The sequence below is a fragment of the Microbacterium sp. Mcb102 genome, assembly GCF_024519805.1.
Taxonomy (GTDB): Bacteria; Actinomycetota; Actinomycetes; order Actinomycetales; family Microbacteriaceae; genus Microbacterium.
Map to the genome: position 1 here is coordinate 286,376 of NZ_JALJRG010000001.1, position 12,240 is coordinate 298,615.

The 12,240-nt window shown below is 68.4% G+C and carries 15 protein-coding genes; 8 read left to right on the forward strand and 7 right to left on the reverse strand.

Annotation, left to right across the window (positions count from 1 at the left end; all coding sequences use genetic code 11):
* The first annotated feature begins 20 nt into the window (after positions 1 to 20).
* Positions 21 to 1,247 carry a pyridoxal phosphate-dependent aminotransferase gene (locus OC372_RS01340; RefSeq protein ID WP_262000716.1) on the forward strand — a complete coding sequence of 409 codons (1,227 nt, stop codon included), beginning with the start codon at positions 21 to 23 and terminating at the stop codon, positions 1,245 to 1,247.
* Here the strand turns inward: OC372_RS01340 and OC372_RS01345 are convergent.
* Positions 1,171 to 2,418, reverse strand: coding sequence for a CpaE family protein (locus OC372_RS01345; protein WP_262000717.1), 1,248 nt, complete (start codon positions 2,416 to 2,418; stop codon positions 1,171 to 1,173). The two genes, OC372_RS01340 and OC372_RS01345, sit on opposite strands and share 77 nt — an antisense overlap.
* Entirely contained in the window at positions 2,415 to 3,035 is a 621-nt protein-coding gene (locus OC372_RS01350) for an SAF domain-containing protein (RefSeq protein WP_105709677.1), read from the reverse strand. Before OC372_RS01350 ends, OC372_RS01345 begins: the two co-directional genes overlap by 4 nt.
* 97 nt (positions 3,036 to 3,132) lie before the next feature.
* Here OC372_RS01350 and OC372_RS01355 point away from each other — a divergent pair, with 97 nt between their 5' ends.
* The gene (locus tag OC372_RS01355; protein ID WP_029261953.1) at positions 3,133 to 3,411 is read left to right on the forward strand and encodes a helix-turn-helix domain-containing protein; all 279 of its coding nucleotides are present in this window, start codon (positions 3,133 to 3,135) and stop codon (positions 3,409 to 3,411) included.
* On the opposite strand, the gene OC372_RS01360 is transcribed toward OC372_RS01355, so the two are convergent.
* A complete protein-coding gene (locus OC372_RS01360; protein WP_262000718.1) occupies positions 3,399 to 4,022 on the reverse strand; it encodes a hypothetical protein in 624 nt (207 codons plus the stop codon). The two genes, OC372_RS01355 and OC372_RS01360, sit on opposite strands and share 13 nt — an antisense overlap.
* A gap of 130 nt (positions 4,023 to 4,152) precedes the next feature.
* Between OC372_RS01360 and OC372_RS01365 the strand changes: the two genes are divergently transcribed.
* Positions 4,153 to 4,539: an Rv3235 family protein gene (locus tag OC372_RS01365; RefSeq protein ID WP_029261951.1), complete on the forward strand. Its 387-nt coding sequence runs from the start codon at positions 4,153 to 4,155 to the stop codon at positions 4,537 to 4,539.
* Positions 4,540 to 4,563: 24 nt separating this feature from the next.
* The gene (locus OC372_RS01370) at positions 4,564 to 6,048 is read left to right on the forward strand and encodes a sensor histidine kinase (protein WP_029261950.1); all 1,485 of its coding nucleotides are present in this window, start codon (positions 4,564 to 4,566) and stop codon (positions 6,046 to 6,048) included.
* Positions 6,049 to 6,112: 64 nt separating this feature from the next.
* Here OC372_RS01370 and OC372_RS01375 read toward each other — a convergent pair whose 3' ends face one another.
* Positions 6,113 to 6,361, reverse strand: coding sequence for a WhiB family transcriptional regulator (locus OC372_RS01375; RefSeq protein ID WP_017203224.1), 249 nt, complete (start codon positions 6,359 to 6,361; stop codon positions 6,113 to 6,115).
* Between the two features lie 230 nt (positions 6,362 to 6,591).
* Here OC372_RS01375 and OC372_RS01380 point away from each other — a divergent pair, with 230 nt between their 5' ends.
* A complete protein-coding gene (locus tag OC372_RS01380; protein WP_036303399.1) occupies positions 6,592 to 6,978 on the forward strand; it encodes a hypothetical protein in 387 nt (128 codons plus the stop codon).
* 38 nt (positions 6,979 to 7,016) lie between these two features.
* On the opposite strand, the gene bcp is transcribed toward OC372_RS01380, so the two are convergent.
* The 3 genes from bcp to aroA are packed head-to-tail and all read right to left on the reverse strand — an operon-like array spanning position 7,017 to position 9,889.
* The gene (gene bcp, locus OC372_RS01385) at positions 7,017 to 7,490 is read right to left on the reverse strand and encodes a thioredoxin-dependent thiol peroxidase (protein ID WP_105709680.1); all 474 of its coding nucleotides are present in this window, start codon (positions 7,488 to 7,490) and stop codon (positions 7,017 to 7,019) included.
* A 9-nt stretch (positions 7,491 to 7,499) separates the two neighbouring features.
* Positions 7,500 to 8,570 (reverse strand): ribosome small subunit-dependent GTPase A, encoded by a 1,071-nt coding sequence (gene rsgA / locus OC372_RS01390; RefSeq protein ID WP_262001220.1) that lies wholly within the window; start codon positions 8,568 to 8,570, stop codon positions 7,500 to 7,502.
* A gap of 2 nt (positions 8,571 to 8,572) precedes the next feature.
* Positions 8,573 to 9,889 carry a 3-phosphoshikimate 1-carboxyvinyltransferase gene (gene aroA / locus OC372_RS01395; RefSeq protein ID WP_262000720.1) on the reverse strand — a complete coding sequence of 439 codons (1,317 nt, stop codon included), beginning with the start codon at positions 9,887 to 9,889 and terminating at the stop codon, positions 8,573 to 8,575.
* Between the two features lie 70 nt (positions 9,890 to 9,959).
* Here aroA and OC372_RS01400 point away from each other — a divergent pair, with 70 nt between their 5' ends.
* Genes OC372_RS01400 through OC372_RS01410 form a run of 3 tightly spaced genes read left to right on the forward strand, consistent with a single transcriptional unit; the run spans position 9,960 to position 12,202 of the window.
* On the forward strand, positions 9,960 to 10,622 hold the full coding sequence (locus tag OC372_RS01400; RefSeq protein ID WP_029261945.1) for a sigma-70 family RNA polymerase sigma factor: 663 nt from the start codon (positions 9,960 to 9,962) through the stop codon (positions 10,620 to 10,622).
* Positions 10,619 to 10,864 (forward strand): zf-HC2 domain-containing protein, encoded by a 246-nt coding sequence (locus OC372_RS01405; RefSeq protein WP_029261944.1) that lies wholly within the window; start codon positions 10,619 to 10,621, stop codon positions 10,862 to 10,864. The genes OC372_RS01400 and OC372_RS01405 overlap by 4 nt, the downstream gene beginning before the upstream one ends.
* A gap of 33 nt (positions 10,865 to 10,897) precedes the next feature.
* Positions 10,898 to 12,202: a GNAT family N-acetyltransferase gene (locus OC372_RS01410; protein ID WP_262000721.1), complete on the forward strand. Its 1,305-nt coding sequence runs from the start codon at positions 10,898 to 10,900 to the stop codon at positions 12,200 to 12,202.
* The last annotated feature ends 38 nt before the right edge of the window (positions 12,203 to 12,240 follow it).

Here is a 12,240-nt window from a genome sequence, read left to right on the forward strand (position 1 = left end):
CGTCGCTGTAGGCTTGGTCGATGACACCAACGCGCAACTTCGACCAGTCGTCGAAGCTCAAGAACGTCCTGTACGAGATCCGCGGAAACGCGCTCGTCGAGGCGGCGCGTCTGGAGGCCGAAGGCCACAAGATCCTCAAGCTGAACACCGGGAATCCGGCGATCTTCGGCTTCGATGCTCCTCATCAGATCGTGCACGACATGCTTGCGTCGCTTCCGTCCGCGCATGGCTACAGCGACAGCAAGGGCATCATCTCGGCCCGCCGCGCGGTCGTGAGCCGCTACGAGCAGATCGAGGGCTTTCCCCGTTTCGACCCCGACGACGTCTATCTCGGCAACGGCGTCTCCGAGCTCATCACCATGACGATGCAGGCGCTGCTGGACGAGGGCGACGAGGTGCTCATCCCGGCCCCGGATTACCCCCTCTGGACAGCGATGACCAGCCTCGCCGGCGGCACGCCCGTGCATTATCTGTGCGATGAGGATGACGAGTGGCAGCCCGATCTCGAGGACATCCGCTCGAAGATCACGCCGCGCACCAAAGCTCTCGTCATCATCAACCCGAACAACCCCACCGGCGTCGTGTACTCGCGCCAGATCCTCGAGGGGCTCGTGCAGATCGCTCGTGAACATGAGCTCCTGCTGTTGTCGGATGAGATCTACGACCGGATTCTGTTCGACGGCGCCGTGCACATCCCCACCGCGACCCTCGCTCCCGATCTGCTCTGCCTGACATTCAACGGGCTGTCCAAGACCTATCGTGTCGCGGGCTACCGCTCGGGCTGGATGGTCATCACCGGGCCGCAGGGCCACGCCAAGGGATTCATCGAGGGCATCACGCTGCTGGCGTCGACGCGACTGTGCCCGAACGTTCCCGCCCAGCACGCGGTGCAGGCCGCGCTGTCGGGCGTACAGTCCATCGACGCGCTGATCGCCCCGACCGGTCGCCTGCACGAACAGCGTGACATCGCGTGGGAAGGCCTCGAGTCGATCCCGGGGGTCTCGTGCGTCAAGCCGCAGGGAGCACTGTACGCGTTCCCGCGTCTCGATCCGAACGTGCATGAGATCCGGGACGACGCCCGCCTGGTCTACGACCTGCTCGTCTCGGAGCACATCCTCCTGGTGCAGGGGACGGGTTTCAACTGGGCGACCCCGGACCACCTCCGACTCGTCACGCTCCCCGAGCCCCGAGTATTGAGCGAAGCCGTCGAGCGACTCGGGAACTTCCTCGCGAGCTACCGGCAGTAGCGGGCTCCGCGTCGACGGGAGACAGCGTCGCCGCGAGCCCTCGAATGCCGGCGACGAGCGTCGAGCGCGGTGTGACATCCGTCATCGGGCGGGCATGCAGCAACGAGGCATCGGCAGCGCGCTGGTCGAACGGGAGGAATGTGACGTCCGTGATTCCCGCGAACCGCTCGAGCGTGCGTCGCACCTGCCCGCGGGCATCGATCCCCAGCGGTCCCGGCCGGACCTGATTGACGACGACCGACACCGGCGTCGGCGCGGTGAGCCGGCGGACTTCTGCGTGATCCCGGAGGAATCGGCTGATACCCAGAGGATCGGCTGCGGCCACGGCGACGATCAGGTCGGCTTCGCTCAGCGTCGCCGACGTCGCGGCATGGCGTCGAGGGCCGGCGATATCGTAGGTCACCTCGTCGTCTGCATCGAAGGCTCCCGCCACATCGACGACCGTCTCTTCCCGCCACTCCCGACACGCGCCCAAAGCCATTCGGAGACGGGCCGCCCCCAGCTCCGGCCACCGGCTCGGGCGGTTTATACCGGCAAGCACCTCGACCGCCTCGCCGCCGCCGGTGGCGACCGTCGTGGCGAGTCGAGTCAGCTCCGTCGCGTCGAGGGTGCCTCGCTCGGCACGACGGCAGGCCGCAGCGATCCCGGGTGCGTCGTCGCTGAGCCCGAGCAGCAGCGCGAGTGATGGAGCGACCGTATCGGCGTCGACCAGGGCGGTGGTGCGGCCGGACCGTGCGAGTTCCACCGCGAGCTCGATGGCGATCCTGGAGCGGCCCGGTGCGCCGTGCGGCCCCCACACGGCGATGACCCGGTGCGGATGGCGTGATCGAGGTGCGCTCACGTGGTCGGCATCGGCGCGCAACGCCGCCGCCACCTCCCAGCCGGCCGCCTCGGGCGGCAACGCGGCAGACAAGCCGAGTCGTCCGAGCAGGCGGCTGTCGGCACCCCCGAGTGGGAGGATGCGGACTCCCGCCCGATCGCAGGTGGAAACCAGCTCGGCCGTGAGTACTGCACGTGCGGCCGTCACGATGATCGCCTCGGCGTCACGAGGGAGCTCGAGATCGGCGGCGGGCAGAGGCAGGATGGCGAGGACGGTGACTCCCTCCATCTCCAACTCCGCAGCCAGTTCGCTGGCGCGCGGTTCCGGGATCGCCACGACGACAGCCGTCACGAGCCGGCCCCGACCGGGAGGACGGAGAGTGCTGCGCCTCCGGTGATCGCGGCGAGCACATCGGCTGTATCGCTCCTGTCGATCACGAGTTCGAGCCTGGCCGCGGTATCTGCCAGCATGCCGTTCGACTCGATCACGTCGCGGACGACCACATCCGTGACGAGGATTCGCGGAGTGTCGTACGTGCGCCCGTCGTCGAGCGGTGGGGCGAACCAGACGTCGACCACCGAACCGGCCTGTACCTCGCCGGGGATCCCGGTGCTGCTCTCGACCACGATGGTGGTGCTGCGGTCTCGGTCGGCATCAGCCAGCGCAGCCGTCGGCACGATCTCGCCCTTCGTGAGTGTGCGCGCCGCGACCTGACCGGGCTGCAGATCTTCGGGGCCGAGGTAGTCGTCGCCGGACAGGCCCAGCCCGACTTCGATCACCTGGAAGTCGCCCGCACTCAGCCTCTCGCCCTGCACGATGGTGCGGTCGGCTCGGAGCACCGGCCGCGCCTGGTCGGATCCGGTGACGATGAGCCACACTGCGGTGATGGAGAGCACGACCAGAACGATCCCGACGAGGAAGCGGGTGTCGCCCCAGAACGCACGCCGAGGGCGAGAGAGGGAAGCCATGGCGATATCGTCACAGAAATCCCGGATGTGCTCCGCCGGTTATCCACAGGACCGCGGAGCGCCTGATCCTCCTGATCCCGTCGTGGAGAATGGGGGGATGGCACCCCCGACCCGGCCCGCGTCGCGATTCCTCGCCCCCGCACAGGTGGCCGAACTCCTGAGCATCGGTGTGGACGAGGTGATCGACCTCCTCCATGAAGGAAGGCTCCGCGGCGCGCAGCTCGGATCGCCGCCGCGCTGGCGAGTCGAGGAGTCGAGTCTCGAGGGCTACCTGGCAGAGGAATCGGAGAACGCCCGCCGCATGGCGTTGTGGAGACAGTCGCAGGTCGCGAGCTTTCCGGAGGTCTGGGGCACCTCCTCGGCTCACCGCAGCTGATCTCCCGGGGTGCGCACGGCGACGAGCGTTGAGAACGGGATGATGCGGAAGCCGTGCACAGCTCCGGCGAGACGCGCCTGCCCCGGATCATGCAGCGCCAGATCGAGGTGATCCGCTGCTGCACGGTCGATCGTGCCGTGGGCGTCGTCGCCGACGTGCACGCTGATGTGCACAGGGACCCGTCGTCGAGCGAGATCCCGCAGCACGAACCCGAGTGTCATCCGCTCGCGAAGCGGGTGTACCTCCGTCGCAGAGTCGTCGAGGCTCGCCAGGATCATGCCGTGGTCCGTCGTGATGCCGGCGACGGCGTGCAGAGGGAGGATCAGTGTCGATGCTGCCGTGCCCGTCGTGTGGCGGGAGCCGCCGACATCGCGTGAGGCCACGGCGAGCCAGTCTGCTCCGAGTGCCTGGAGTGTGACAGGCAGCCGTCGTCCGTTCACGAGGTCGATCGTCGCGTCGGTGCCGGCGCTGCACAACGTCCGGAGGCGGCCGCGCAGGTCCAGCTTCGCGATCCGTAGTCGCTCGGACTCGGCGTCGAGCACGGCCCGCTCCGCCTCCCAGTCCGACGCCAGCTGGCCTTCGAGGTCTTCGAACAGACGATCCCAGTGCACCCGACAGAGCGTAGGCGACGGCCGGATCTCACGTACGAGTTATCCACATAGTTGCTCGATGCGCCCCCGCCGGGGGACGACGCGGTGCTGTACTGACGGACTTCCAGACCTCCCCGACCGAGAGTTCGACATGATGCCTCACGAGTACTTCGCCGCCCAGCCCACGCCGACCAGCGAACTTCCCGATCCCGCACCGCTCCTGCGGAGTCTCACCACCGGCGTCCTCGAGGCTCTCGCCGGGATCCGGGAGGTCGATCAGCTCGCTCGATGGCTCAGTGAGGATGCCTACCGGAGCCTGGTCACCAGAGCCAACCTTTCGGCGAGAGCGCGAAGCGCACGGGGTGTCGCTCCGGCACGACCGGCGTTCGCGATCAGGTCGCTGCGCGTGGCCGAGCCGACCGACGGCGTGATCGAAGCCGTCGTCGTGGTGGCGGGGCCGGGGCGTACGCGCGCGGTCGCCATCCGGCTGGACGGCATCGATCGGCGTTGGCGTGCGACGTCCCTGGCCATCCTCTGACGGATCTGACCGTAGGCTGGTGGGGTGTCAACCCTCAGTGATCTCGCCCATGCCCAGGGTCTCCTGACCGACAGCGACGTCGAGTGGCTGCACCGACTCGCCGGTGACGGGCAGCTCCTCGCCGATCTTGCGTCGGCGGACATCGTCATCTGGATTCAGACGGAGGACGGTACCTTCATCGCGGTCGCTCATGCACGGCCGAGCGGGGCAGCGACGCTGTTCTACCGTGACATCGTCGGTGAGCGGGTGCGACCGCAGTGGCGCACGCAGGTCCAGGGCGCCTTCGAGTCGGCCGAGATCGTGGACTCGTCGTCGCCGGACTGGTTCGAGGAGACCCCGACCAGGGTGCGCGCCGTGCCGATCGTGAGCGAACGACGCGGCGCAGATGCCGGGCCCACCGTGATCGGCGTGGTGACCAGGCACACCAACCTGGGCGAGTTGCGCACTCCGTCTCGCCAGCAGATCACTTTCGACGAGTGCGCGAACGATCTGTTCCGGATGATCGCGGACGGCAGCTTCCCCGACCTCACTGCACCGACGTCACCGCGTCGGGGCGCTCCGCGCGCGTCGGATGGCCTCATCCGGATCGACGTCGACGGGATCAGCACGTTCGCCAGCCCGAACGCACTGTCTGCGTTCAACCGCATGGGGTTCGATGACGAGCTCGAAGGGGAGTCCCTCGCCGAGGTCACCACTCGGCTCGTCCCACCCTCCCGGCAGGTCGATGAATCCCTGCCCGTCGTGGTGACCGGCCGCGCTCCCTGGCGGACCGACATCGAGGCGCGAGGCGTCACGGTGTCGTTGCGCGCGATCCCGTTGAAGGACCATGGGACGCGCATCGGCGCGATCGTGCTCTGTCGCGACGTGTCGGAGCTGCGGCATCAGGAGCAGGAGCTCATCACCAAGGACGCGACGATCCGCGAGATCCACCATCGTGTGAAGAACAACCTCCAGACCGTGGCGTCGCTCCTGCGTATCCAGGCGCGCCGCACCCATTCCGATGAGGCCCGTGATGCCCTCACGCAGGCGATGCGTCGCGTCGATGCGATCGCGGTCGTCCACGACACCCTCGCTCAGGGCCTCACGCAGAAGGTCGATTTCGACGAGGTCTTCCACCGGGTGCTCAAGCTCGTGGCCGAGGTCGCCTCGGCGCCGAACACGCGCGCGCGCACGCAGTCGACAGGGCGGTTCGGGGTGCTTCCGAGCGAGTACGCGACCCCCCTCGCTCTCGCGCTCACCGAAGTCGTCACGAACGCCGTCGAGCACGGTCTCGCCGGCCAGGAGGGCATCGTCACCATCGACGCCGCCCGGACCGAGGAGAACCTCCGCGTCACCGTGCGCGACACCGGTCTCGGTCTCCCCGAGGGTCGGATCGGTCAGGGCCTCGGTACACAGATCATCCGTACCCTCATCCAGGGGGAGCTGGGCGGCACAATCGAGTGGCACGGAAGCGATGGCGAGGGCACAGAGGTGGTCATCGACATCCCTCTGCGCTGGCTCGATCGCTGACCGGCCGCACGCAGGGCAGACGAAAGCGGCCTGAGACCTCGTCTCAGGCCGCTTTCGTGCAGGTTCAGGAGGCGCGGCGTGCGCGTGCGGCGCGACGCTTCAGAGCGCGGCGCTCGTCTTCGGAGAGACCGCCCCACACGCCGGAGTCCTGGCTGGTCTCCAGGGCGTACTGCAGACAGATCTCCGTGACTGTGCAGGTGGCGCAGACGGTTTTCGCCTTCTCGATCTGATCGACGGCCGGGCCGGTGTTCCCCACGGGGAAGAAAAGCTCGGGGTCGACAGTCAGGCAGGCGGCCTTATCGCGCCAGTCCATGGGGGCTCCTCGGTGTGGATTTCAAGAGATGTCGCGATGCGACCTCTCGGATTCGGGCAGCAGTTCGGGTTCGGCTACCCTGGTGATGTGCGGACGGGATGCCCGCGATTTGTGATGCGAGCGTGATTGCTCGCCCCACGCCGCTGTGGGAGCACATGACTTTCTCTATTCTGTTACATGAAAACCCCGAAATCAAGGGTTTTGTTCTCTTTCGATGCTTGGGAGATGCTGTGCGCGCACCTGGAATCGCTCTCGCTGCAGCGGCGGTGCTCGCCGCGGAAGCAGCGGCACTCCTCGTCTTCGCGGTGATCGAACTGGTGGGGCTCGGCGCCGGTGACGCGGCGTCGTTGCCGACCGCTGTGGCCCTGATCGCACTCACCCTCATCGGCGCCGCAGCGTTGGTGGCCTTCGCTATCGGCGTTCGCAGCGGCAAGTCCTGGGCGCGGTCCGGGGGAGTGGTGTTCCAGGTGCTCGCGGTAGCCCTGGCGCTGGCCTCCCTCACGCTGCAGCCGGTGTCGTGGGCCTTCACCTTCGGGGTCGGACTCCCCGGGCTTGTGGGCTTCGTGCTGCTGATCTCGAGCGCGCGCCGCGAGGGCGAGCAACGCGCGGCGGAGTGACCTCCGCGGCGCGCCGAGCGTGAACTCCGCGCCGGGTGTCAGGCGTCGATACCGAGCTGCTTGCGCAGGCGCGCCACGTGACCGGTGGCCTTCACGTTGTACTGCGCGAGGACGATCGTTCCGTCCTCGTCGAGGACGAAGGTGGAGCGGATGACGCCCTCGACGAGCTTGCCGTAGTTCATCTTCTCGCCCCACGCACCGTACGCGGTGTGGGTCGCATGGTCGGGGTCGCTCAGCAGCGGGAAGGTGAGTCCGTCGCGTTCGCGGAACTTCGTGAGCGTGGCGGGCTCATCGCGCGAGATGCCGATCACTCGATAGCCCGCGCCCTGGAGCGACGAGATGCTGTCGCGGAAGTCGCAGGCCTCCGTGGTGCAGCCGGGCGTCATCGCAGCGGGGTAGAAGTACAGCACCGTCTTCTGGCCGTGCAGATCGGCGAGGCGCACGGTCTTCCCGTCCTGGTCGAGGAGGGAGAAGTCAGGGGCTGCGGTTCCGGGTTCCAGGCGCTGGGTCACGCCTCCAGCCTAACGGCCGGGAGCTTGCTCCGCTTTGTCTGCGAACGTCTGGAGCAGACGCTGCAGGGAATCGAGCCGCGCACGGCCGGTGTCGCCGAGCTCACCCCGTTCCGCCGCTTCGATGAGCGCGCAGTCGGGGGCGTCCGCGAGGTGCGTGCACCCTCTGGGACAATCCTGAGCGATCGCGGCGAGCTCCGTGAACGCGGCCAGGATGTTGGCGGGATCCACGTGGCCGAGACCGAACGAGCGGACGCCGGGGGTGTCGATCACCCAGCCGCTGCCCCCGGCCCCCTCATAGCGCAGCGAGACGGTCGAGGAGGAGGTGTGGCGGCCGCGTCCGGTGACCTGGTTCACATGTCCGGTGGCTCGCAGAGCCGTGGGCACGAGCGCGTTGACGAGGGTGGACTTGCCGACCCCCGAGTGGCCGACGAAGACGGTGGAGTGCCCGACGAGCGCTTCGCCGATCTCCTCCACGGGCATCTCCTCCTGCGCACTGGTGAACACGCGCAGATCGAGACCGTCGAAGTGGGTGAGGAATTCCGTCGGGTCGGCGATGTCGGTCTTCGTGACGACCAGGAGCGGTCGTATCCCCGCGTCCAGCGCAGCGACGAGGTAGCGGTCGACGAGACGGGCCCGCGGCTCGGGGTCGGCCGCGGCGACGACGACGAGCATCTGATCGGCGTTCGCGACGATGACGCGCTCGACCTGGTCCGTGTCATCGGCACTGCGACGCAGAAGCGAGGTGCGCTCCACGATGCCGACGATGCGGGCGAGCGTGCCCTCGTCGCCCGAGGTGTCGCCGACCACACGCGCCTGATCACCCGTGACGATCGGCATGCGTCGCAGTTCCCGTGCCCTGGTGGTGGTGATCATGCGCTCGTCGGCAGTGTTCTCACCGAGGAGCACCGAGTACCGGCCGCGGTCGACGCCGAGGACCCTGCCCACCTGCGCATCCTCGTGCGCGGGGCGGCGCTTGGTGCGCGGGCGGTTCGCCTTGGGGTTCGGGCGCGTCCTGATGCTGCTCTCGTCGAAGTCCTCGAAGTCGTCATCGAGGTCGTCGCCGTCGTCGAGCCAGCTCACCATCAACCTCGCAGCATCCGCTCCCAGAGCATCGTGAACTCCGGGAGGGTCTTGGCCGTGGTTCCGATGTCGTCGATCTCGACACCGGGAACGCGCAGGCCGATCAGTGCACCGGTCGTGGCCATCCGGTGATCGTGGTGGGCGGCCCAGCTGCCGCCGTGCAGCGGGCGGGGGATGATGCGGAGCCCGTCCGGGAGCTCCTCGGCCTCCCCGCCGAGCGCGCGGAGGTTGCCGATGAGCGCCGCGATCCGGTCCGTCTCGTGGAGCCGGATGTGGCCGATGCCACGGATCGTCGTCGGGGACTCCGCGAACGCGGCGAGGCCGACGAGTGTCGGAGTCAGCTCGCTCGCCGCGGAGAGATCGAGGTCGAGACCGCGTATGCCGGAGCCGGCGCGCACCGTGAGGGTGCCGCCGTGTCGACCCACGTGCGCTCCGGCGGCCTGCAGGATGTCCGGCAGCAGCGCCCCCGGCTGCGTGGAGTGTGCCGGCCAGCCGGTGACGGAGACGGAGCCACCGGACACGAGGGCTGCCGCGAGGAACGGTGCGGCGTTGGAGAGATCCGGCTCGATCGCGATCTCCTTCGCACGCGGCACGCCGGCTTCGACGAGCCACTCGCCGACCGCCGGACGCTCGATGCGGATGCCGCGGCGGCTCAGAGCCTCGATGGTCATGTCGATGTGCGGAAGGCTCGGGAGGTGCTCGCCGACGTGGACGAGATGGAGTCCGACATCGAATCGAGGAGCGGCGAGCAGGAGCCCGGAGACGAACTGACTCGACGCCGACGCGTCGATCTCGACTCGACCGCCGCGGATGCGCCCGTGACCGCGGATGGTGAACGGGAGCGCCCAGGTCCCCTCGTCGTCGATGTCGACGCCGAGGTCCCGCAGCGTGCTGATCAGCCCGCCCATAGGGCGATGCAGTGCGGTCTCATGCGCCGTGAGGTGCACGTCGTGCTCGGCGAGGCCCGCCAGCGGGGCGATGAAGCGCATCACGGTGCCCGCCTGGCCGCAGTCGATCGTCGTGCCACCACGGAGCTTCGCCGGGGTGACAACGAGGTCGGGGCCGAACTCGTGTCCGGCCTCCACCTCTTCGATGCCGACGCCGAGGGCGCGCAGAGCATCGACCATGCGTGCCGAGTCATCGGAATGGAGAGGAGCGATCAATCGGCCGGGGCCGTCGGCGATCGCAGCGATCATCAGCTCGCGATTCGTCAGCGATTTCGAGCCCGGAATCGTGAGCTCGGCGTGCACCGGCACGTCGGTGGTGGGCGCAGGATAGGTGCCCTGCACCCGGGCGGGGGAATACCTGTTGGCGCTCATCGGTTCTCACCTTAGTAAACGCGGGAAGCTTCGTCGCGAAAGACAGGCTCCTGAAAGCGAAGGAGAGAGAATGCCGGCGACCTTGGAGCGCGAGGTGATCGACCTCAGCGGCCTAGACTGGCCGGTGATGGATGACACCGCAACCGCAGACATCGTCGGCGACCCCCGACGCGAGTTCGAGGAGCAGGCGATCCCTTTCATGGATCAGCTCTACGCCGCCGCGATGCGCATGACGCGCAACCCCGCTGACGCCGCCGACCTCGTGCAGGAGACGTTCGTGAAGGCGTACGGCTCCTGGTCGACGTTCTCGCAGGGGACCAACCTCAAGGCGTGGCTCTACCGCATCCTCACGAACACGTACATCAACATCTACCGTAAGCGCCAGCGCGAGCCATTCCAGGGCACGATCGATGAGCTCGAGGACTGGCAGCTGGGCGGTGCGGAATCCACGACGGCTTCGCACAGCCGTTCCGCCGAGGCGGAGGCCATCGACCGGATGCCGGCATCCGTGGTCAAGGACGCGTTGCAGGCCGTGCCGGAGGACTTCCGCCTCGCGGTGTACCTCGCGGACGTCGAGGGCTTCGCGTACCAGGAGATCGCCGACATCATGAAGACCCCCATCGGCACCGTCATGAGCCGCCTGCATCGTGGCAGGCGAATGCTGCGGGAGCTGCTGGCAGATTACGCCGCCGAGCGGGGCATCGCCGCGGCTGAGACGAGGAGCAAGAAATGAGCGACTGCGGCTGCGACAAAGCGCGTCAGGATCTGGAGGAGTACCTCCGCAACGAGGTGTGCAAGACCGAGCACACCGAGATCCGTGAGCACCTCGAGCACTGCCCGTCCTGCCGTGATGAGGCGCTCGTGGCGACGACCCTCACCGAGGTCATCGCCCGTGCATGCAAGGAGACCGCTCCCGAGCAGCTGCGCGACCAGGTGTTCGCTCGCCTCCGCGAAGCCCAGGCTGCCCAGCACTGACCGCGCGTCCGAGCCCGTCGGTAGTGTGGATGGATGAGCTCCATCGATGCGCGGGATGTGCCCGCAGACACCACCTCGACTGAACGACTGGCGGCCGCCGGACTCGAGTACCGCGTCGTCGATCTGAACGATGACGCGAGCGCCGTGGCATTCCAGCGTGCGGTCGACCGCGGGTTCCTCGGCGCAGAACCGAGCAGTGAGATGCTCGCCCAGGTCACGAAGACCTTCGCCGCACGACGCAACATCGGCGTGTTCGAGAAGTCGGCAGCGGAAGCGGCGCTGCCGGTCGCGACCACCAACGCGTGGGCGACTCCGCTCACGCTTCCGGGCGGCGGCGAGATCGACATGTGGGCGATCAGCGTCGTCACCGTCGCGGCGACCCATCGGCGCCGAGGCATCGCCAGAGCCCTTCTGGAGGGGGAGCTGCGGGCCGCAGCATCAGCCGGTGTCGCCGTCGCGGGTCTCACCGTGACGGAGGCGACGATCTACGGGCGCTACGGCTTCGGCTCCGCCGTTCCGGTCGCGCGCCTGACCGTGGACACACGACGGGCGGGGTGGGGCGGCGAGACCTCGCCGGGACGCCTCGAATACGTCGACCGCGAGACACTCGCCGCCGACCTCGGGGCTGTCCACGAGCGCGCGCGTCGACGAACGGCCGGACAGATCCCCGGCTGGCGCGGCCGCTGGGAGGGGTATGCGGGCGTCGCGCCGACCGCAGATCGGGATCAGGCCCGTGGCGTGCGCTATCTCGACGAGGACGGTGCGCTTCGAGGCGTCATGGCATACACCGTGAGTGAGGCGAACGGCACTTTGCGCTTCCGCCTGGACGTGCGGCTGCTCGTGGCGGAGACCACCGAAGCGCGCGCTGCCCTGTGGCGTTTCGCGCTGCAGCACGACCTCGTCGACGAGGTCGTCGCCGACCTCCGTCCTCTCGACGATCCGCTGCCCTGGCTCGTCGCCGACTCCCGCGGCGTGAAGCAGGAGGTGCATGACCACGGCTGGCTGCGCATCCTCGATCTCCCGGCCGCGCTGACCGCACGACGCTACTCCGCTCCGCTCGACACGGTGCTGCGCGTCGAGGACTCGCTCGGGTTCGCGAACGGCGACTGGCGCGTGCGCATCGACGAGTCCGGTGACGCGACGGTCGAGGTCGCCGAGGATGGAGATCCGGCCGACATCGTGCTCGACGTGTCGGCGCTGTCTTCGCTGTACGCCGGGGGAGTTCGCGCGGCGTCTCTGCACGCCGCCGGTCGGATCTCGGGCGACGCTGCGGCCGTCGAGGCGCTCGACCGGGCGCTGGTCGCCTTCCCCGTGCCGTCCCTCGACATCTGGTACTGAACCGGAACGAGGAAGGGCGCCCCGACCGTGGTCGGGGC

What these genes read in the sequence shown, in the direction of transcription:
- OC372_RS01340 (WP_262000716.1), top strand. Translation starts at nt 21, where the DNA reads ATGACACCAACGCGCAACTTCGACCAGTCGTCGAAGCTCAAGAACGTC.
- OC372_RS01350 (WP_105709677.1), bottom strand. Translation starts at nt 3,035, where the DNA reads ATGGCTTCCCTCTCTCGCCCTCGGCGTGCGTTCTGGGGCGACACCCGC.
- OC372_RS01355 (WP_029261953.1), top strand. Translation starts at nt 3,133, where the DNA reads ATGGCACCCCCGACCCGGCCCGCGTCGCGATTCCTCGCCCCCGCACAG.
- OC372_RS01365 (WP_029261951.1), top strand. Translation starts at nt 4,153, where the DNA reads ATGATGCCTCACGAGTACTTCGCCGCCCAGCCCACGCCGACCAGCGAA.
- OC372_RS01375 (WP_017203224.1), bottom strand. Translation starts at nt 6,361, where the DNA reads ATGGACTGGCGCGATAAGGCCGCCTGCCTGACTGTCGACCCCGAGCTT.
- aroA (WP_262000720.1), bottom strand. Translation starts at nt 9,889, where the DNA reads ATGAGCGCCAACAGGTATTCCCCCGCCCGGGTGCAGGGCACCTATCCT.
- OC372_RS01400 (WP_029261945.1), top strand. Translation starts at nt 9,960, where the DNA reads ATGCCGGCGACCTTGGAGCGCGAGGTGATCGACCTCAGCGGCCTAGAC.
- OC372_RS01405 (WP_029261944.1), top strand. Translation starts at nt 10,619, where the DNA reads ATGAGCGACTGCGGCTGCGACAAAGCGCGTCAGGATCTGGAGGAGTAC.
- OC372_RS01410 (WP_262000721.1), top strand. Translation starts at nt 10,898, where the DNA reads ATGAGCTCCATCGATGCGCGGGATGTGCCCGCAGACACCACCTCGACT.